This is a genomic window from Pseudomonas sp. B21128, assembly GCF_044218865.1.
In the GTDB taxonomy this organism is placed as follows: domain Bacteria; phylum Pseudomonadota; class Gammaproteobacteria; order Pseudomonadales; family Pseudomonadaceae; genus Aquipseudomonas; species Aquipseudomonas iridis.
This window is the reverse complement of sequence record NZ_CP162590.1, coordinates 3,805,809-3,822,557: the sequence shown is the minus strand read 5'-3', so window position 1 is coordinate 3,822,557 and position 16,749 is coordinate 3,805,809. Positions and strand designations below refer to the sequence as shown.

The 16,749-nt window shown below is 60.1% G+C and carries 17 protein-coding genes; 12 read left to right on the top strand and 5 right to left on the bottom strand.

Annotated features, from left to right (window positions below; all coding sequences use genetic code 11):
• Window positions 1–11: 11 nt before the first annotated feature.
• Both AB4P91_RS17060 and AB4P91_RS17055 read right to left on the bottom strand, forming a co-directional pair.
• Complete coding sequence (locus tag AB4P91_RS17060) at window positions 12–2,396, bottom strand: RND family transporter (protein ID WP_395603264.1); 2,385 nt, start codon at window positions 2,394–2,396, stop codon at window positions 12–14.
• The gene (locus AB4P91_RS17055) at window positions 2,393–3,436 is read right to left on the bottom strand and encodes a YCF48-related protein (protein ID WP_150598187.1); all 1,044 of its coding nucleotides are present in this window, start codon (window positions 3,434–3,436) and stop codon (window positions 2,393–2,395) included. Before AB4P91_RS17055 ends, AB4P91_RS17060 begins: the two co-directional genes overlap by 4 nt.
• Before the next feature lie 451 nt (window positions 3,437–3,887).
• Between AB4P91_RS17055 and AB4P91_RS17050 the strand changes: the two genes are divergently transcribed.
• The 7 genes from AB4P91_RS17050 to AB4P91_RS17020 all read left to right on the top strand — a co-directional run bounded on the left by AB4P91_RS17050 (window position 3,888) and on the right by AB4P91_RS17020 (window position 9,227).
• Window positions 3,888–4,478 carry an amino acid synthesis family protein gene (locus AB4P91_RS17050; protein WP_098964278.1) on the top strand — a complete coding sequence of 197 codons (591 nt, stop codon included), beginning with the start codon at window positions 3,888–3,890 and terminating at the stop codon, window positions 4,476–4,478.
• A 31-nt stretch (window positions 4,479–4,509) separates the two neighbouring features.
• Complete coding sequence (locus AB4P91_RS17045) at window positions 4,510–5,343, top strand: alpha/beta fold hydrolase (protein WP_150592140.1); 834 nt, start codon at window positions 4,510–4,512, stop codon at window positions 5,341–5,343.
• Entirely contained in the window at window positions 5,340–6,821 is a 1,482-nt protein-coding gene (locus AB4P91_RS17040; RefSeq protein WP_395603263.1) for an aldehyde dehydrogenase, read from the top strand. The genes AB4P91_RS17045 and AB4P91_RS17040 overlap by 4 nt, the downstream gene beginning before the upstream one ends.
• Window positions 6,822–6,833: 12 nt before the next feature.
• Complete coding sequence (locus AB4P91_RS17035; RefSeq protein WP_395603262.1) at window positions 6,834–7,319, top strand: flavin reductase family protein; 486 nt, start codon at window positions 6,834–6,836, stop codon at window positions 7,317–7,319.
• A 130-nt stretch (window positions 7,320–7,449) separates the two neighbouring features.
• A complete protein-coding gene (locus AB4P91_RS17030; protein ID WP_395603261.1) occupies window positions 7,450–7,839 on the top strand; it encodes a carboxymuconolactone decarboxylase family protein in 390 nt (129 codons plus the stop codon).
• A gap of 58 nt (window positions 7,840–7,897) precedes the next feature.
• Window positions 7,898–8,662 carry a GntR family transcriptional regulator gene (locus AB4P91_RS17025; RefSeq protein WP_150592144.1) on the top strand — a complete coding sequence of 255 codons (765 nt, stop codon included), beginning with the start codon at window positions 7,898–7,900 and terminating at the stop codon, window positions 8,660–8,662.
• Between the two features lies 1 nt (window position 8,663).
• Entirely contained in the window at window positions 8,664–9,227 is a 564-nt protein-coding gene (locus tag AB4P91_RS17020) for an NUDIX hydrolase (protein WP_150592145.1), read from the top strand.
• Window positions 9,228–9,352: 125 nt separating this feature from the next.
• On the opposite strand, the gene AB4P91_RS17015 is transcribed toward AB4P91_RS17020, so the two are convergent.
• Window positions 9,353–9,649: a DUF1330 domain-containing protein gene (locus AB4P91_RS17015; RefSeq protein WP_150598182.1), complete on the bottom strand. Its 297-nt coding sequence runs from the start codon at window positions 9,647–9,649 to the stop codon at window positions 9,353–9,355.
• Between the two features lie 70 nt (window positions 9,650–9,719).
• Between AB4P91_RS17015 and ribBA the strand changes: the two genes are divergently transcribed.
• From ribBA to AB4P91_RS16990, 5 genes are all read left to right on the top strand, one after another.
• On the top strand, window positions 9,720–10,829 hold the full coding sequence (gene ribBA / locus AB4P91_RS17010; RefSeq protein ID WP_395603260.1) for a bifunctional 3,4-dihydroxy-2-butanone-4-phosphate synthase/GTP cyclohydrolase II: 1,110 nt from the start codon (window positions 9,720–9,722) through the stop codon (window positions 10,827–10,829).
• Between the two features lie 389 nt (window positions 10,830–11,218).
• A complete protein-coding gene (locus tag AB4P91_RS17005; protein ID WP_395603259.1) occupies window positions 11,219–12,244 on the top strand; it encodes an ABC transporter substrate-binding protein in 1,026 nt (341 codons plus the stop codon).
• The gene (locus tag AB4P91_RS17000; RefSeq protein WP_042559517.1) at window positions 12,241–13,188 is read left to right on the top strand and encodes an ABC transporter permease; all 948 of its coding nucleotides are present in this window, start codon (window positions 12,241–12,243) and stop codon (window positions 13,186–13,188) included. The genes AB4P91_RS17005 and AB4P91_RS17000 overlap by 4 nt, the downstream gene beginning before the upstream one ends.
• Before the next feature lie 6 nt (window positions 13,189–13,194).
• Complete coding sequence (locus tag AB4P91_RS16995) at window positions 13,195–14,004, top strand: ABC transporter permease (RefSeq protein WP_047301679.1); 810 nt, start codon at window positions 13,195–13,197, stop codon at window positions 14,002–14,004.
• Between the two features lie 17 nt (window positions 14,005–14,021).
• Window positions 14,022–15,176, top strand: coding sequence for an ABC transporter ATP-binding protein (locus tag AB4P91_RS16990; RefSeq protein ID WP_395603258.1), 1,155 nt, complete (start codon window positions 14,022–14,024; stop codon window positions 15,174–15,176).
• 221 nt (window positions 15,177–15,397) lie between these two features.
• Here the strand turns inward: AB4P91_RS16990 and map are convergent, their stop codons facing one another.
• On the bottom strand, window positions 15,398–16,189 hold the full coding sequence (gene map, locus AB4P91_RS16985; protein ID WP_150592151.1) for a type I methionyl aminopeptidase: 792 nt from the start codon (window positions 16,187–16,189) through the stop codon (window positions 15,398–15,400).
• Complete coding sequence (locus tag AB4P91_RS16980; protein WP_150687125.1) at window positions 16,186–16,413, bottom strand: ParD-like family protein; 228 nt, start codon at window positions 16,411–16,413, stop codon at window positions 16,186–16,188. Before AB4P91_RS16980 ends, map begins: the two co-directional genes overlap by 4 nt.
• Window positions 16,414–16,749 lie beyond the last annotated feature (336 nt).

Genomic DNA, 16,749 nt, shown 5'->3' with positions numbered 1-16,749 from the left:
AGCCCTTCAGATCAATGCGCAAACAGCGAATTGCCCTTCTGCCCCGCCAGTTTCTCTGGCTTGATCAGGAACTTCGCCAGTGCCGGCAGCAGCCACAGCGCACCGAACATGTTCCACAGCAGCATGAAGGTCAGCATCAGGCCCATGTCGGCCTGGAACTTGATCGCGGAGAAGATCCAGGTGCACACGCCGATGGCCAGGCACAGACCGGTGAACAGCACCGCTTTACCGGTGGACTTCAGGGTCTGGTAGTAGGCTTCCTGCAACGGCAGACCGGCACGCAGGAAACTTTCCAGACGGCTGTAGATGTAGATCCCGTAGTCGACGCCGATACCCACGCCCAGCGCCACCACCGGCAACGTTGCCACTTTTACACCGATGCCCATGAACGCCATCAGCGCGTTGCCGAGTACCGAGGTCAGCACCAGCGGCAGCACGATGCACAAGGTCGCCGCCCACGAGCGGAAGGTGATCATGCACATCACCGCCACGCAGATGTACACCAGGATCAGGATGGTCAACTCAGCCTGTTTGATGACTTCGTTGGTGGCCGCTTCGATGCCGGCGTTACCCGCGGCGAGGATGAATTCCAGGCCGTCCTTGTTGTTGTCCTTGGCGAACTCCTGCACTGCATGCACCGCCCGATCAAGGGTTTCCGCCTTGTGGTCGTTGAGGAACACCAGCACCGGCGCCAGCGAGCAGCTGTTGTTGTACAAACCATCAGCACGGGCAATCGAGTTGTTCAGCACGTCCGGATTGCGCGACAGGGTTTCCCATTTCAGGTTGCCCTCGTTCATGCCTTTGATCATCTGCTTGGACACCGTCACCAACGAGATCGCCGACTGCACGCCCTCGGTGTTCTGCATCTTCCACATCAGTTCATCGATCGGTGCCATGGCTTCAATGCGTGAACAGCCTTCAGCCTTGGTCTTGACCATCACCACCAGCACGTCGGAACTGGTCGAATAGTTGCTGATGATGAAGTTGTTGTCCTTGTTGTAGCGCGAATCAGGACGCAACTCCGGCGCGCCTTGGTCGAGGTCGCCGATTTTCAGGTTCTGGCTGTACCAGAGGCCACCACCGAAGGCGACCAGCGCCAGGGCTACAGAGATCGGTGCAACTTTCGGGCTGGCAAAGTTCGACAGCAGGCGCCAGAACGGGTGTTCGCGGTTCGCATCCTTCTTGCTCTTGGCGATAGCGCGTTTGCTGATGCCGACATAGGAGATGGCGACCGGCAACAGGATCAGGTTGGTGAACACGATCACCGCCACGCCGATGGACGCACCGATGGCCAATTCACGGATAACACCGATGTCGATGATCAGCAGCGTGATGAAGCCGACCGCATCCGCGAGAATCGCAATCATCCCCGGCAGGAACAGTTGCCGGAACGTGCGTCGTGCAGCCGTAAGCGCGTTGTCCGCCTCGCTGGATTGCAGCGCGATGCCGTTGATCTTCTGCACGCCATGAGAGATGCCGATGGCGAAAATCAGGAACGGCACCAGCATCGAATACGGATCGAGTCCGAAGCCGAAGAAGTGCATCAAGCCGAGTTGCCAGACCACCGCCACCAGCGTTGTGCTCAATACCGCGATGGTGCTGCGCACGCAGTTGGTGAACCACAGCAGCAGAATCAGGGTGATCACGAAGGCGACGCCGAAGAACAGCACCACCATCACCAGACCGTCAATCAGGTCGCCGACCTTCTTGGCGAAACCGACGATGTGGATCTTGATGTTCGGGTTCTGCGCTTCGAACTTGTTGCGGATCTTGTCTTCGAGTTCATGAGAGAACTTGCGGTAATCCAGCGCCAGCAACTTGCCCTGATCCTGCGGGTCCGGGTAGGACTCCAGCAGCGGGATGTCGACGATGCTCGACTTGAAGTCGTTGGCCACCAGACGGCCGACCTGACCGGACTTGAGCACGTTGTTGCGCAGCAGATCGAGGCTGTCCTGCGAGCCGTTGTAGCTCTGCGGAATCACCTCACCGCCGGCGAAACCCTCCTCGGTCACTTCGGTCCAGCGCACGCTCGGGCTCCACAGCGACTTCAGCCCGGAGCGGTCAACGCCCGAGATGTAGAACACCTCGTCGTTGATCTGGCGCAGGGTCTCCATGTACTCCTTGGAGAAGATATCGCCATCGGTGGCTTCCACCGAAATCCGCACGGTGTTGCCCAGGTTCGCCAGATCGTTGCGGTGCTCCATCATCTTCTCGATGAACGGATGCTGCAGCGGGATCATTTTTTCGAAACTGGTGGACGGCCGGATCAACGTGGCCTGCCAGAACAGGAAAATGCTCACCACCAGGCAGATGAGGATCACCGCCGGGCGGTTGTTGAAAATCAGGCGTTCGAGGACCGTCGCCTTTTCCTGGGTTTGTGTGTTCAAGGAAGTCATAGCCCCGCCTTCTTATTATTGATCTCGGCGCCGTTCGGCAGCGTGGTGTGGACGCCACCCTGCCCGGTCAGAATCAGGTTGCCATTGCCGGCGGCGGTGACCGACGACAGGGATATGCGATCCGCGCGGTTGAACACACTGAAAGTTTCACCGTTGTCGCTGCTGCTGATCACCGAACCGCCGTTGCCGACGATCACGATAGAGCCGTCGTCGAGCAAGGCAGCGCCGGAAAGGCCGAATTCCAGTGTTCCGCGCGCGGCTTTCAGCTCGATCTGTTCCCAGCTGCTGCCGAAATCGCTCGAGCGGTAGAGGTTGCCGCGCAAGCCGTAAGCCAGCAGCGTCTGCGGTTGAGCCGTGCCGATCACGCCGAAGAGCGAGCCTTCGTATGGGCCTTCGAGTTTTTCCCAGGTCTGGCCCTCGTCGGCGGAGCGAAACATGCTGCCCGACTCGCCGACGATGAACAGGCCGGCGTCTTTCACTGCAGCGATGGCGTTGAGGTGGAACTGGTCTTCGTTGTCGAGGCGGTCACTGACGTCTTCCCAGTTTTTGCCGCCATCGGTGGTTTCCAGCAGCGCGCCGTAAGCGCCCACGGCAAAGCCGCTGTTGGCGTCCTTGAACCAGACGTCGAGCAGCGGCGATTCGCGTTTGAGGTCTTCAAATTGTTTGGTCCAGGTCAGACCGCCGTCCTCGCTGGCGAGAATCTGCGCGTCATGGCCGACCGCCCAGCCGTGCTTGTCGTCGACAAAATACACGGCCGTCAGCAACTGCCGGCTCGGCACCTTCGCCTGCGTCCAGGTCTTGCCCTGGTCGTCGGAATACAGAATGTGCCCGCGATCCCCGACTGCGACCAAACGGGCGCCGGCGTGGACGACGTCAAGAATGAGGCTTTTCGCGGCTTTGGCTGATTCGGTGGCATAAACCACGTCGGCTGGAGCCTGGGCGGCAATCACAGGTGCCGACAAGATGGCAAAGCCCAGCATCGAGAGTGCTGTGGCCAGCAACGCGGTGTTGCGTAACGCCGGCGGGCGGCAACGACTCATAGACCTTCCCCTATTTATTATTGTTAGGCCATTTGGCCTTAAAGGGCGCCGCAAGGGTGTTCGAGCGATCGCTGGTCAGAAGCATAGTCCTGAAACCCGCAATCCAGAGCCCCTTCGGAAGCTGGCTCATCCTATCGGGCTTTGGAAACGTCTGACAATCGGCGCCACGTTATCTTTTGTTAACCGCACGGATCAGGTGTCAGTGAATTCCAAGGTGGGAGCGAGCTTGCTCGCGAAGGCGCCGGAGCAGCCACCTTCTTTATTGGCTGGCCCGCCGCTTTCGCGAGCAAGCTCGCTCCCACAGGGGCGTGGTCGGGATTTGCAGTGACGGCTGAATGCACCGCCATTCGCCGGATAGATGATTCGAAACTCGCTTGGGGGACTTGCACGATAGGTATTATGGTATACCATCAGACGGGAAGACACTTTCAATCCCCCACCGGAGCAGCTCATGAGTTTCGAAATTCGCAAGATCGTCAGCTATGTCGAAGAAACCTTCATCGAAGGCGGCAAAGCCACCGACAAGCCAGTGACCATGGTTGGCCTCGCCGTGGTGATGAAAAACCCTTGGGTGGGCAACGGCTTTGTGGAAGACCTCAAGCCGCAGATCCGCGCCAACTGCTCCGACCTCGGCGCGCTGATGGTCGAGCGTCTGGTCGGGATCATTGGCGGCGCAGAAAAAATCGAGGCTTACGGCAAAGCCGCTGTGGTCGGCGCTGATGGCGAGATCGAGCATGCCTCCGCCGTGATCCACACCCTGCGCTTCGGCAACCACTACCGCGAAGCGGTCAAGGCCAAGAGCTACCTGAGCTTCACCAACAAGCGCGGCGGCCCGGGTACCTCGATTCAAATCCCGATGATGCACAAGGACGACGAAGGCCAGCGTTCGCACTACATCACCCTGGAAATGCAGATCGAAGACGCGCCGCGTGCCGATGAAATCGTCGTGGTGCTGGGTTGCGCCGACGGTGGTCGCCTGCACCCGCGCATCGGTAACCGTTACATCGACCTGGAAGAACTGGCCGCCGAAAAAGCCCAGTAATCACAATAAAAAAGGCAAGCAGGAGCGCTCCATGATTCGGCTCACCGCTGAACTCACCCCGGCTGGCACCAGTTACCTGGCGACCGGCGAAGGCCAGCCCGTGGTTTTGATCCACGGCGTGGGCCTGAACAAAGAAATGTGGGGCGGCCAGATTGTCGGCCTCGCCAGCCAGTATCAGGTGATCGCCTACGACATGCTCGGCCACGGCGCGAGTCCGCGACCGGCCAGCGGCACCAACCTGCTCGGTTACGCCGACCAGTTGCTGGAGCTGCTCGATCACCTGAACTTGCCTCAGGCAGCGGTGATCGGTTTTTCCATGGGCGGCCTGGTCGCGCGGGCATTTGCCCTGCACTACCCACAGCGCCTGCAAAGCCTGGTGGTGCTCAACAGCGTGTTCAACCGCAGCGAAGCGCAGCGCGCCGGCGTCATCGCCCGCACTGCGCAAGCCGCCGAACACGGGCCCGACGCGAATGCCGAAGCGGCCCTGTCGCGCTGGTTCAGCCGCGAATATCAGGCGGCGAATCCGGCGCAGATCGCCGCGTTGCGGCAAACCCTGGCCAACAATGATCCGCAGGGTTACCTGACCACATACGAGCTGTTCGCCACGCAAGACATGTATCGCGCCGACGACCTGGGCAGCATTCAGGCGCCGACGCTGATTGCCACCGGTGAGCTCGATCCGGGCTCGACCCCGGAAATGGCCGAGCAACTGGCCCTGCGCATCCCCGGCGCCAAGGTTGCCGTGCTGCCCGAGCAACGGCATATGATGCCCGTAGAGTCGCCGCGTCTGGTCAACCAGACACTGCTGGAATTTCTCGAATTCGCACACGCCCGACAAAATCAAATAAAGGGGATCGTTGCATGACGCTCGCACGCTTCCAGATGTGCATCGGCGGAGAATGGGTCGACGCCCTCTCCGGCAAGACTTTCGAAAGCCTCAACCCGGCCACGGCCCAAGCCTGGGCCGAATTGCCCGACGCTGATGAAGCTGACGTCGAACGCGCCGTGCAATCGGCGCATAACGCTTTCGACAGCCCGGCGTGGCGTGGTCTGACCGCCACTGCGCGCAGCAAAATGCTGCGTCGTCTCGGTGACTTGATCGCTGAGAACAAGGAACAACTGGCGCAACTGGAAAGCCGCGACAACGGCAAACTGATCCGCGAAACCCGTGGTCAGGTCAGTTATCTGCCTGAGTTTTTCCACTACACCGCAGGCCTTGCCGACAAGCTCGAAGGCGGCACCTTGCCGCTGGATAAGCCGGATCTGTTCGCCTACACGGTTCACGAAGCCATGGGTGTGGTCGCCGCGATCATTCCCTGGAACAGCCCGCTCTATCTGACCGCGATCAAACTCGCCCCGGCCCTCGCCGCCGGCAACACGATTGTGATCAAACCGTCCGAACATGCTTCGGCGACCATTCTTGAATTGGCGCGACTGGCCCTTGAAGCCGGGATTCCGCCGGGCGTGGTCAACGTCGTCACCGGTTACGGCCCGAGCACCGGCGCCGCCCTCACCCGTCATCCGCTGATCCGCAAGATCGCCTTCACCGGCGGCGCGGCCACGGCACGGCATGTGGTGCGCAGCAGTGCCGAGAACTTCGCCAAGCTGTCGCTGGAACTGGGCGGAAAATCGCCGAACATCATCTTCGCCGACGCCGATCTCGACAGCGCGATCAACGGGGCGATTGCCGGGATTTACGCGGCATCCGGTCAGAGTTGTGTGTCCGGCTCGCGACTGTTGGTGCAGGACGAAATCTACGACGAGTTCGTCAGTCGACTGGTGGAGCGCGCCCAGCGCATTCGCATCGGCAACCCGCAGGAAGACAGCAGCGAAATGGGCCCGATGGCCACCGCGCAGCAGCTCGCGGTGGTTGAAGGTCTGGTCGCCGATGCCCTTGCCGAAGGTGCGATTTTGCGTACCGGTGGCAAACGCCCGACGGGGCTCGGTGACGGCTGGTTTTATGAACCGACGCTGTTCGAGTGCGACAGCAATTCGATGAAGATCATGCAGGAAGAAGTCTTCGGCCCCGTCGCATCAGTCATTCGCTTTAAAGATGAAGCCCAAGCGCTGGCGATTGCCAACGACTCACAGTTCGGTCTCGCCGCCGGCATCTGGACCCGTGATTTGGGCCGTGCCCATCGCCTGGCTCGGGATGTGCGGTCGGGAATCATCTGGGTCAACACCTACCGCGCGGTGTCGGCGATGGCACCGATCGGCGGCTTCAAGAACAGTGGCTATGGACGCGAAAGCGGCATCGATTCGGTGCTGGCCTACACCGAACTGAAAACGGTGTGGATCAACCTTTCTCAGGCGCCAATGCCTGATCCGTTTGTGATGCGCTAGGAGACCTGCGACATGATCGAACCCGGCATATATAAAGAAGTGATGAGCTCATTTCCGTCCGGCGTCACGGTGGTCACCGCCCTCGACCCGGATGGCGGCATCGTCGGCATCACCGCGAGCGCCTTCAGCGCCCTGTCGATTGACCCGGCATTGGTGCTGTTCTGCCCCAACTACGCCTCCGACACCTACCCGATCTTGCGCGACAGCAAGCGCTTCGCCATTCACCTGCTCTCAGCCGAGCAGACTGCCGAGGCCTACGCCTTTGCCGGTAAAGGCAAGGACAAGGCCAAAGACATCGAGTGGCATTTGAGCGAACTGGGCAACCCGATTCTGGCCAGGGCTACGGCGATCATCGAGTGCGAGTTGTGGCGCGAATACGATGGTGGCGATCACGCGATCATCGTTGGCGCGGTGAAGAATCTGATTCTGCCGGCACAACCGGTGACACCGATGATTTATCACAAGGGCAAGCTCGGGCCGCTGCCGACCCTGGCCTGAGACAACAATGCAAAACCCGGTGGGAGCTGGCTTGCCAGCGATGAGGGCTTAACATTCAACATTGATGTTGGCTGATAGTCCGCCATCGCTGGCAAGCCAGCTCCCACAGGGACTGAGGTGAGGCAAGAATATGAGTAACGAAAAGTACGAAAAAGGCCTGAAGATCCGCTCTCAGGTATTGGGCGAAGCCTATGTGCAACGCTCTATAGAGAACGCCGACGACTTCACCCGCCCGTTGCAGGAAATGGTCACCGAATACTGCTGGGGCCATGTCTGGGGTCGCGAGGGTTTGTCGCTCAAGGAGCGCGGCATGATCAACCTGGCGATGATCTCGGCGCTCAACCGCCCGCACGAACTCAAGCTGCATGTGCGTGGCGCCTTGCGTAACGGCCTGAGTCGTGAGCAAATACGCGAAATTCTGCTTCAAGTCGGCATTTATTGCGGCGTCCCGGCGGCCGTGGACAGTTTCCGGCTGGCCCGCGAAGCCTTTGCCGACGCCGACGCCGAGGCCTCCAGTTAACCCCTCGGCTGTTTTGATGCCCGTCTGGCATGGACAGCCACAGTAAAGAGCGGACCCCATGAAACGCCAGCCACTCGACGACAGCTTCAAGGTCAATCGCAACCCCGTTACCCTGCGCGAAATCGTGCTGGATAAACTGCGTAGCGCGATCATGAATTTCCAGCTTATGCCGGGCGACCGTCTGGTCGAACGCGATCTGTGCGATCGTCTGGGCGTCAGCCGCACGTCGGTGCGCGAAGCCTTGCGTCACCTCGAATCCGAAGGCCTGGTGGAGTTCGCCGATGCCAAGGGCCCGCGCGTCGCCATCATCACCCTCGCCGATGCCGTCGATATCTACGAACTGCGTTGCGTGCTGGAAGGCCTGATCGTGCAGCTGTTCACCCTGCGCGCCAAAGCCAAGGACATCAAAGCACTGGAGAAAGCCCTCGACGAGAACCGCAAGGCGCTCAAGGACGGCGAATTGCAGCAAGTGATCGACTCGGTACAAGGTTTCTACGATGTGCTGTTGGAAGGTTCAGGCAACCACGTCGCGGCCACGCAATTGCGTCAGTTGCAGGCACGCATTAGCTACCTGCGCGCGACCTCGGTGTCTCAGGAAAACCGTCGCGGCGCGAGTAACCAGGAAATGGAAAAAATGGTCGAGGCGATCAAGAGCGGCGATCCGCTGCTGGCGCATCAGGCTTGCGTGGACCACGTTCGCGCTGCCGCTGCCGTTGCGCTCGACTACCTCAAGCGCAAGCAGGAAGAAACCGGCATCGCTGTCAAAGGCACGCCACCGATCACCCTGCCCATCCCGCTCAAAGAACCTCGTATAGGTCACTGACATGTTCAGCCCGAGCTTTTGCCCAAAATGCGGTGGACCTGATCTCGGTCAGCAGGTACCGCCGGGCGATACGCACGAGCGCCTGATGTGCCGCGGTTGCGGCTTCATCCACTACGTCAATCCGAAGATCATTGCCGGCTGCATCATTGAGCAGGACGGTAAATACCTCCTGTGCCAACGGGCAATTCCCCCGCGCCCGGGGACCTGGACGCTGCCCGCAGGCTTCATGGAAAGCGGCGAAACCACCGAGCAGGCCGCGCTGCGTGAAGTCTGGGAAGAAAGCGGCGTGCGCGCGGAAATCCTCTCGCCCTACTCGATTTTCAGCGTGCCGAAGATCAGCGAGGTGTACATCATCTTCCGCGCCATCGCGCTGGAGATCACCGGCCAGTTCGGGCCGGAAACCCTCGACTATAAATTCTTCGCCCCCGAAGACATCCCGTGGGAGCAGATCTATTACCCGGCGATCCGGCAGATCCTCGAACGCTATATCGAGGAACGCCAGGCCGGGGTTTACGGGATCTATGTGGGCAACGACGACAGCGGCAAGATCCATTTCATCCGCTAAAAAATCCCCATACCCCTGTGGGAGCGAGCTTGCTCGCGAATGCGGTCGGACATTCAGCATGTGTATCGACTGACGCGACGCCTTCGCGAGCAAGCTCGCGCCCACAGGGGTTTAGTGGTGTTTGCTTAAACTGGGGCCACGCCTTCGACAATGATGATTTCCGCCCTCGCCCATTCCTCGCGGTAACGTTTCGCCTCTTGATACGCCGCCGAGTGGTAGCACGCTACCGCTTGTTCATAGCTATCAAACTCGATCACCACGCTGCGCTGCGGCGCCTGGCGTCCTTCCATCGCCTCGCTGCGACCCCCTCTGGCCAGAAACCGCCCGCCAAACTCGGCGAAGGCGGCCGGTGCACGCTGGGTGTATTGGCTGTAGTGGTCGGGATCGGCAATGTCTACGTGAGCAATCCAGTACGCCTTCATAGTGACCTCTTTTGTCGATTATGTATTATGGTATACCAATAATATTTCCAACAAACACTGAGAGTCCAGCATGGCCTTCAACAGCATCGAAGAAATCATCGCAGATTATCGCCTCGGCAAAATGGTCTTGCTGGTCGATGACGAAGATCGGGAAAACGAAGGCGACCTGTTGCTGGCCGCCGACTGTTGCACGCCCGAGGCGATCAGCTTCATGGCCCGTGAAGCACGCGGTCTGATCTGCCTGACGTTGACCGACGAACATTGCCAGCGGCTAGGGCTTGAACAAATGGTGCCGAGCAATGGCAGCGTGTTCAGCACCGCGTTTACCGTGTCGATTGAAGCGGCGGTTGGCGTGACCACCGGTATTTCCGCCGCTGACCGTGCCTGCACGGTCGCCGCTGCCGTGGCGAAAGACGCCCGCGCCGAAGACCTGGTGCAGCCCGGCCACATCTTTCCACTGCGCGCCAAGGAAGGAGGCGTGCTGACCCGTGCGGGCCATACAGAGGCGGGGTGCGATCTGGCCAAACTGGCCGGTTTTACGCCGGCCTCGGTCATCGTCGAAGTGATGAACGACGACGGCACCATGGCACGTCGCCCGGATCTGGAAGTGTTTGCGCGCCTGCACGGGATCAAGATCGGCACCATTGCCGACCTGATTCACCATCGCTTGAGCACCGAGCACACCATCGAACGCATTGGCGAACGCGATTTGCCGACAGTGCATGGCACGTTCCGCCTGATCACATTTGAGGACCGCATCGAGGGCGGCGTGCACATGGCGATGGTCATGGGTGATTTGCGCCGGGAAGAACCGACGCTGGTGCGCGTGCATGTGATCGATCCGCTGCGCGATCTGGTTGGTGCCGACTACAGCGGGCCAAGCAACTGGACGCTGTGGGCGGCGCTGCAACGGGTCGCGGCAGAGGGTCATGGCGTTGTGGTGGTGCTGGCCAATCATGAGTCTTCGCAGGCGTTGCTGGAGCGGGTTCCACAACTCACTCAACCGCCACGGCAGTTCAGCCGCTCGCAGTCGCGAATCTATTCAGAAGTGGGGACGGGGGCGCAGATTCTGCAGAACCTTGGGGTTGGCAAACTGCGGCATCTGGGGCCGCCGTTGAAGTATGCGGGGTTGACGGGGTATGACCTTGAAGTGGTTGAGAGTATTCCGTTTGCTGGATGACGCTGCCCTCACCCCAGCCCTCTCCCAGAGGTAGAGGGGGCCGACCGCGTTGACTGGCCGCTATACACCGACCTGAGATACCGAGTCGAACTCAGATTTTGACCAGCCTGGAGATCGGCTCCCTTTCCCCCTCTCCCATTGGGAGAGGGCTGGGCGGGCGGCGTTCCGATGAGGGGCTGGATCTAAAAGCCAACCCAATAACTGGAGCCGAACAAGCCAGAAATCCCCTTTCGCCAGATAACCGGTCAGGCAAAGTGCTTGCAGAAAACTTGGAATACCATAATATGATATTCCATAGACCGGACACTTCCACGAACGTCCATCTACTGCTCCCGACAGGCGGGCAACAACGCAAGCCCGCTCAAAAACACAACAATGAGGGCGTGAAAATGGTGTTGAACAAAGCTGCAACCGCGATCTTTTTTGCGGGACTGCTCAGCGTTACCGGCCAGGCCGCGATGGCCGCCGAGAGCGTGAATTTTGTCAGTTGGGGCGGAAGCACCCAGGAGGCGCAAAAACAGGCCTGGGCTGATCCGTTCAGCAAGGCCAGCGGCATCACTGTCGTACAGGATGGCCCAACCGACTACGGCAAACTCAAAGCCATGGTTGAAAGCGGCAACGTGCAATGGGACGTGGTCGATGTTGAAGCCGATTTCGCCCTGCGCGCCGCAGCTGAAGGCCTGCTCGAACCCCTCGATTTCAACGTCATCCAGCGCGACAAAATCGACCCGCGTTTTGTCAGCGATCACGGCGTGGGCTCGTTCTTCTTCTCCTTCGTCCTCGGCTACAACGAGAGCAAACTCGGCGCCAACAAGCCGCAGGACTGGAGCGCCCTGTTCGACACCAAGACTTACCCCGGCAAACGCGCCCTGTACAAATGGCCAAGCCCCGGCGTACTCGAACTGGCGCTGCTGGCCGACGGCGTAGCTGCCGACAAACTCTATCCGCTGGATCTGGATCGCGCCTTCAAGAAACTCGACACCATCAAGAAAAACATCGTCTGGTGGGGCGGCGGCGCGCAGTCGCAGCAACTGCTGGCGTCCGGTGAAGCGAGCATGGGCCAGTTCTGGAACGGCCGCATTCATGCTCTGCAAGAGGACGGCGCGCCAGTCGGCGTGAGCTGGAAACAGAACCTGGTCATGGCCGACATTCTGGTCATTCCCAAAGGCTCGAAAAACAAGGATGCAGCGATGAAGTTTCTGGCCAACGCCAGCAGCGCCAAGGGCCAGGCCGACTTCTCCAACCTGACCGCGTACGCCCCGGTCAACCTCGACAGTGTGGAGCGTCTGGATTCGACGCTGGCCCCCAACCTGCCGACTGCCTACGCTAAGGATCAGATCACTCTTGATTTCGCGTACTGGGCCAAGAACGGTCCGGCCATCGCGACACGGTGGAACGAATGGCTGGTCAAATGAAAATGGCGGCCACTGCGTCCCGTCCCTCCACTGCCACCGGGAGCGCCGCCCGCGCTGCCGGCTCGGCCGAAGGCAAAAAGGCGATTGCGATGCCGCAAGCCGAGTCCCTCAAACAACGCTGGCGCGGTGCCGGCAACCTCCTCCCGGCGCTGCTGTTCCTTGGCCTGTTCTTTCTTGCGCCGCTGATTGGCCTGCTGTTGCGCGGCGTTCTGGAACCTGTGCCTGGCCTGGGCAACTATGAACAACTGTTCGCCAACTCAGCGTACGCCCGCGTGCTGCTCAACACCTTTTCGGTGGCCGGGCTGGTAACGGTGTTCAGTCTGCTGCTGGGCTTCCCGCTGGCCTGGGCGATCACGTTGGTGCCACGCGGCTGGGGGCGCTGGATTCTCAACATCGTGCTGCTCTCGATGTGGACCAGCCTCCTCGCTCGCACCTACTCATGGCTGGTGCTGCTGCAAGCTTCGGGGGTGATCAACAAAGCCTTGATGGCGATGGGCATCATCGATCAGCCGCTGGAAATGGTGCACAACCTCACCGGCGTAGTGATCGGCATGAGCTACATCATGATCCCGTTCATCGTGCTGCCGTTGCAGGCGACCATGCAGGCCATCGATCCGATGATCCTGCAGGCCGGCTCGATCTGCGGCGCCAGTCCCTGGACCAACTTCTTCCGGGTGTTCCTGCCGCTGTGCCGGCCAGGTCTGGCGTCCGGCGGCTTGATGGTGTTCGTGATGTCGCTCGGATACTACGTCACCCCGGCGCTGCTCGGCGGGGCGCAGAACATGATGCTGCCGGAGTTCATCATTCAGCAGGTGCAATCGTTCCTCAATTGGGGCCTGGCCAGTGCCGGCGCCGCGTTGCTGATCGCGATCACGCTGGTGCTGTTCTACTTCTACCTGAAGCTTCAGCCGGAATCCCCGGTTGGCGCCAGTAACGCGAGGTAAGCCGACATGCTCCTGACTCCCAACGCAATGAGCCGGCGCATGCGTTTCGGCCTCTACGCCACCACCGGGCTGATCGGCTTGTTCCTGCTGTTGCCGATCGTCTTTATCGTGCTGCTGTCGTTCGGTTCATCCCAGTGGCTGGTGTTCCCACCACCGGGTTGGACGCTGAAATGGTACGGCCAGTTCTTTTCCAACCCGGACTGGATGAACGCTGCAGCGGCCAGCCTCAAGGTCGCGGTACTGACGACGATCTGCGCCGTGGCCCTCGGTTTGCCGACGGCGTTTGCCTTGGTGCGCGGGCGCTTCCCCGGCCGCGAGATGCTCTATGGCCTGTTCACCCTGCCGATGATCGTACCGTTGGTGATTATTGCTGTGGCGGTGTACGCGCTGTTTCTCAAGCTCGGTTACACCGGGACGATGTTCGCCTTCGTCGTCAGCCATGTGATCGTCGCGCTGCCGTTCACCATCATCTCGATCATCAACTCGTTGAAGCTGTTCGATCAGTCGATTGAAGACGCGGCGGTGATCTGCGGGGCCTCGCGCCTGCAAGCGGTGTTCAAGGTGACGTTCCCGGCGATTCGTCCGGGCATGGTCGCCGGCGCCCTCTTCGCCTTTCTGGTTTCGTGGGACGAAGTGGTGCTCAGCGTGATGATGGCCAGCCCGACGCTGCAGACCCTCCCCGTAAAAATGTGGACCACCCTGCGTCAAGACCTGACACCGGTGATCGCCGTCGCTTCGACGCTGCTGATCGGCCTGTCGGTATTGGTCATGGTGATCGCCGCCGCCCTGCGCCGGCGCAATCAAATCAGCGCCTGAGCGCCCAGGAGTACGACATGAGTGCCGTGATCAAAGACGCATCCCAGCAGAACGACAAACCCCTGGTCAGCCTGCGCAACCTGAACAAGCACTACGGCGATTTCGCGGCCGTGGACAACATCTCGCTGGACATCAAGGACGGTGAATTCCTCACCTTCCTCGGCTCCAGCGGCTCCGGCAAAAGCACCACGCTGTCGATGCTCGCCGGCTTCGAAACGCCGAGCAGCGGCGAGATCCTCGTCAACGGTCAGTCGCTGGTCAACGTGCCGCCGCACAAGCGCGACATCGGCATGGTGTTCCAGCGCTACTCGCTGTTCCCGCATCTGTCGGTGCGCGACAACATTGCGTTCCCGTTGGCGATCCGCAAACTCGCGACTGCCGAACGCGAACGGCGTGTCGATGCGATGTTGAAACTGGTGCAGCTCGAACAGTTCGCCCACCGCCGCCCTTCGCAACTGTCCGGTGGCCAGCAGCAAAGGGTCGCGATTGCTCGCGCACTGGTTTACGAGCCACGCATTCTGCTGATGGACGAACCGCTGGGTGCGCTGGACAAAAAGCTGCGTGAAGATTTGCAGGATGAACTGCGCCAGTTGCATCGGCGTCTGGGCATCACCATCGTCTACGTGACCCACGATCAGGAAGAGGCGATGCGTTTGTCGCAGCGCATCGCGATTTTCAGTCACGGCAAGATTGTCGGTTTGGGCAGCGGGTATGACCTCTACCAGAATCCGCCGAATGCCTTCGTCGCGTCGTTCCTTGGCAACTCGAACTTCCTCAAGCTCAAGGCGCAGGGCAATGCGGCGGCTTCGTTTGAAGGGCAATCGTTGTCGATTCGACTGACGGCCGGATTGCATACTGACCAGGATGTGTTGCTGATGGTGCGCCCGGAAAAGGCGCTGGCGTTGAGCGTGTCGCAGGCAATCAGTGAACCGCTGGCGGCGGGTTGGAATGAGGTTTCAGCGAAGGTGGTGGAAGTGCTGTTTCTGGGTGAGAGCCAGACGTGCAGTGTGGTGACGTCGGGCGGAACTTCGATGACGGTCAAGGCGTTGTCGGCGGCGGGTATGCCGCTCAAGGCTGGGGATCCGGTGCAAGTGCGTTGGGCCACTGCAGACGCCTGCGTCTATACCGAATGGACTGAAAGCGATCTGAACAAGGCAGCTGGCGCTCACTGATAGCGTGTTGTCTGCGGGATTTACCCCCTCACCCCAGCCCTCTCCCAGAGGTAGAGGGAGCAGATCCGGGGATATTGAAGAAGTACGTCGACCTGAAAGTTCTGCAGTGAATCCATATTCACCGCGAATCTTTCAGGTCGATATCTGACGCCGGGCAACTCGGTCAGTCCCCTCTCCCTCCGGGAGAGGGTTAGGGTGAGGGGCAAGCAGGCGACGCGGTATCACCTGATCGGCGCAAACCCTTCAATCTCATCCGGCCACGCCGTCAGCACTTCAAACCCCGTTTCCGTCACCGCCACCATGTGCTCCCACTGCGCCGACAACGAGCCATCCTTGGTCAGCACGGTCCAGCCATCCGGCATGTTCTTCACATGGCGCTTACCGGCATTGAGCATCGGCTCAACGGTAAAAATCATCCCGGCCTTGAGCTTCATGCCCTGATTCGGGAAGCCGTAATGCAGGATCTGCGGGTCATCGTGATAAACCTTGCCAATGCCGTGGCCGCAATACTCACGCACCACACTGAAGCCTTCTTTCTCCGCCAGGCTCTGGATCGCGTGGCCGATATCGCCCAACGTCGCGCCCGGTTTTACCACGCGAATGCCCGCGCACATGGCGTCGTACGTCGTTTTGATCAGGTGCTGCGCCTCAGGCGTCGCCTCCCCGACCACGTACATGCGGCTGGTATCGCCAAACCAGCCATCCTTGATCACGGCGATGTCGAGGTTGACGATGTCGCCATCCTTGAGCGGCGTGCCCGACGGGATGCCATGGCAGACCACATCGTTGACCGAGGCGCACACGGTTTTCGGGAATCCGTGATAGCCGACATTGGCGGGAATGGCTTTCTGCACATTGACGATGTAGTCGTTGCACAACCGATCCAGGTCATCGGTAGTGACGCCTGCCTTGACGTGCGGCACCAGCATCGCCAGCACTTGCGCGGCGAGGTTGCCGGCGGCGCGCGATTGAGCGATGTCGCTCGGGGTGTTGATCTTGATCTGGTTTCTCATGCCGTGACGTCTTCCTGAGTCAGTTGTTGCAGGTCCAGCCCGCCGTTTTGTTCAGCACGAATCAGCAAACGGCAGATCGCGTGGTGATCGAGGTTGGGGTGCAGTTCGGCGAGCATGCCAATGCGCATCCAGTGCTCGGCTTGCGCGTTGATCGAGCGGCTGAGTGCGTTGCTGGAGATGCGCAGGTTCTCGTGCATGTCCTCTGAAATCTTTACGATGCCCATGGCAGTACCCGATACGAAATGTATATGGTTCGTATATTAGCCAAGCCTGTTGAGGAATTGCAAACCGAACCCGATAGGCACCAAATTTCGGGCAAAAAAAAGCTGCCGGGAATGGCAGCCAAAAACTTTGAAGAACACGCGATGTGTTGCGCTCAGTATGGTTGTCGAATAATGACAGTGTCATGACAGCAACACTTCACCGCTGCCCCCTGTGGGAGCTGGCTTGCCAGCGATGAGGCCCGGACATTCGACATTGATGCTGACTGATCCACCGCCGTCGCTGGCCAGCAGCTCGCACATTTTTTTCTGTACCGCGCTCGAACTCCCATGACCCTC

Coding starts and splice junctions, on each gene's coding strand:
- AB4P91_RS17060 (WP_395603264.1), bottom strand. CDS start 2,396: ATGACTTCCTTGAACACACAAACCCAGGAAAAGGCGACGGTCCTCGAA.
- AB4P91_RS17055 (WP_150598187.1), bottom strand. CDS start 3,436: ATGAGTCGTTGCCGCCCGCCGGCGTTACGCAACACCGCGTTGCTGGCC.
- AB4P91_RS17050 (WP_098964278.1), top strand. CDS start 3,888: ATGAGTTTCGAAATTCGCAAGATCGTCAGCTATGTCGAAGAAACCTTC.
- AB4P91_RS17045 (WP_150592140.1), top strand. CDS start 4,510: ATGATTCGGCTCACCGCTGAACTCACCCCGGCTGGCACCAGTTACCTG.
- AB4P91_RS17040 (WP_395603263.1), top strand. CDS start 5,340: ATGACGCTCGCACGCTTCCAGATGTGCATCGGCGGAGAATGGGTCGAC.
- AB4P91_RS17035 (WP_395603262.1), top strand. CDS start 6,834: ATGATCGAACCCGGCATATATAAAGAAGTGATGAGCTCATTTCCGTCC.
- AB4P91_RS17030 (WP_395603261.1), top strand. CDS start 7,450: ATGAGTAACGAAAAGTACGAAAAAGGCCTGAAGATCCGCTCTCAGGTA.
- AB4P91_RS17025 (WP_150592144.1), top strand. CDS start 7,898: ATGAAACGCCAGCCACTCGACGACAGCTTCAAGGTCAATCGCAACCCC.
- AB4P91_RS17020 (WP_150592145.1), top strand. CDS start 8,664: ATGTTCAGCCCGAGCTTTTGCCCAAAATGCGGTGGACCTGATCTCGGT.
- AB4P91_RS17015 (WP_150598182.1), bottom strand. CDS start 9,649: ATGAAGGCGTACTGGATTGCTCACGTAGACATTGCCGATCCCGACCAC.
- ribBA (WP_395603260.1), top strand. CDS start 9,720: ATGGCCTTCAACAGCATCGAAGAAATCATCGCAGATTATCGCCTCGGC.
- AB4P91_RS17005 (WP_395603259.1), top strand. CDS start 11,219: ATGGTGTTGAACAAAGCTGCAACCGCGATCTTTTTTGCGGGACTGCTC.
- AB4P91_RS17000 (WP_042559517.1), top strand. CDS start 12,241: ATGAAAATGGCGGCCACTGCGTCCCGTCCCTCCACTGCCACCGGGAGC.
- AB4P91_RS16995 (WP_047301679.1), top strand. CDS start 13,195: ATGCTCCTGACTCCCAACGCAATGAGCCGGCGCATGCGTTTCGGCCTC.
- AB4P91_RS16990 (WP_395603258.1), top strand. CDS start 14,022: ATGAGTGCCGTGATCAAAGACGCATCCCAGCAGAACGACAAACCCCTG.
- map (WP_150592151.1), bottom strand. CDS start 16,189: ATGAGAAACCAGATCAAGATCAACACCCCGAGCGACATCGCTCAATCG.
- AB4P91_RS16980 (WP_150687125.1), bottom strand. CDS start 16,413: ATGGGCATCGTAAAGATTTCAGAGGACATGCACGAGAACCTGCGCATC.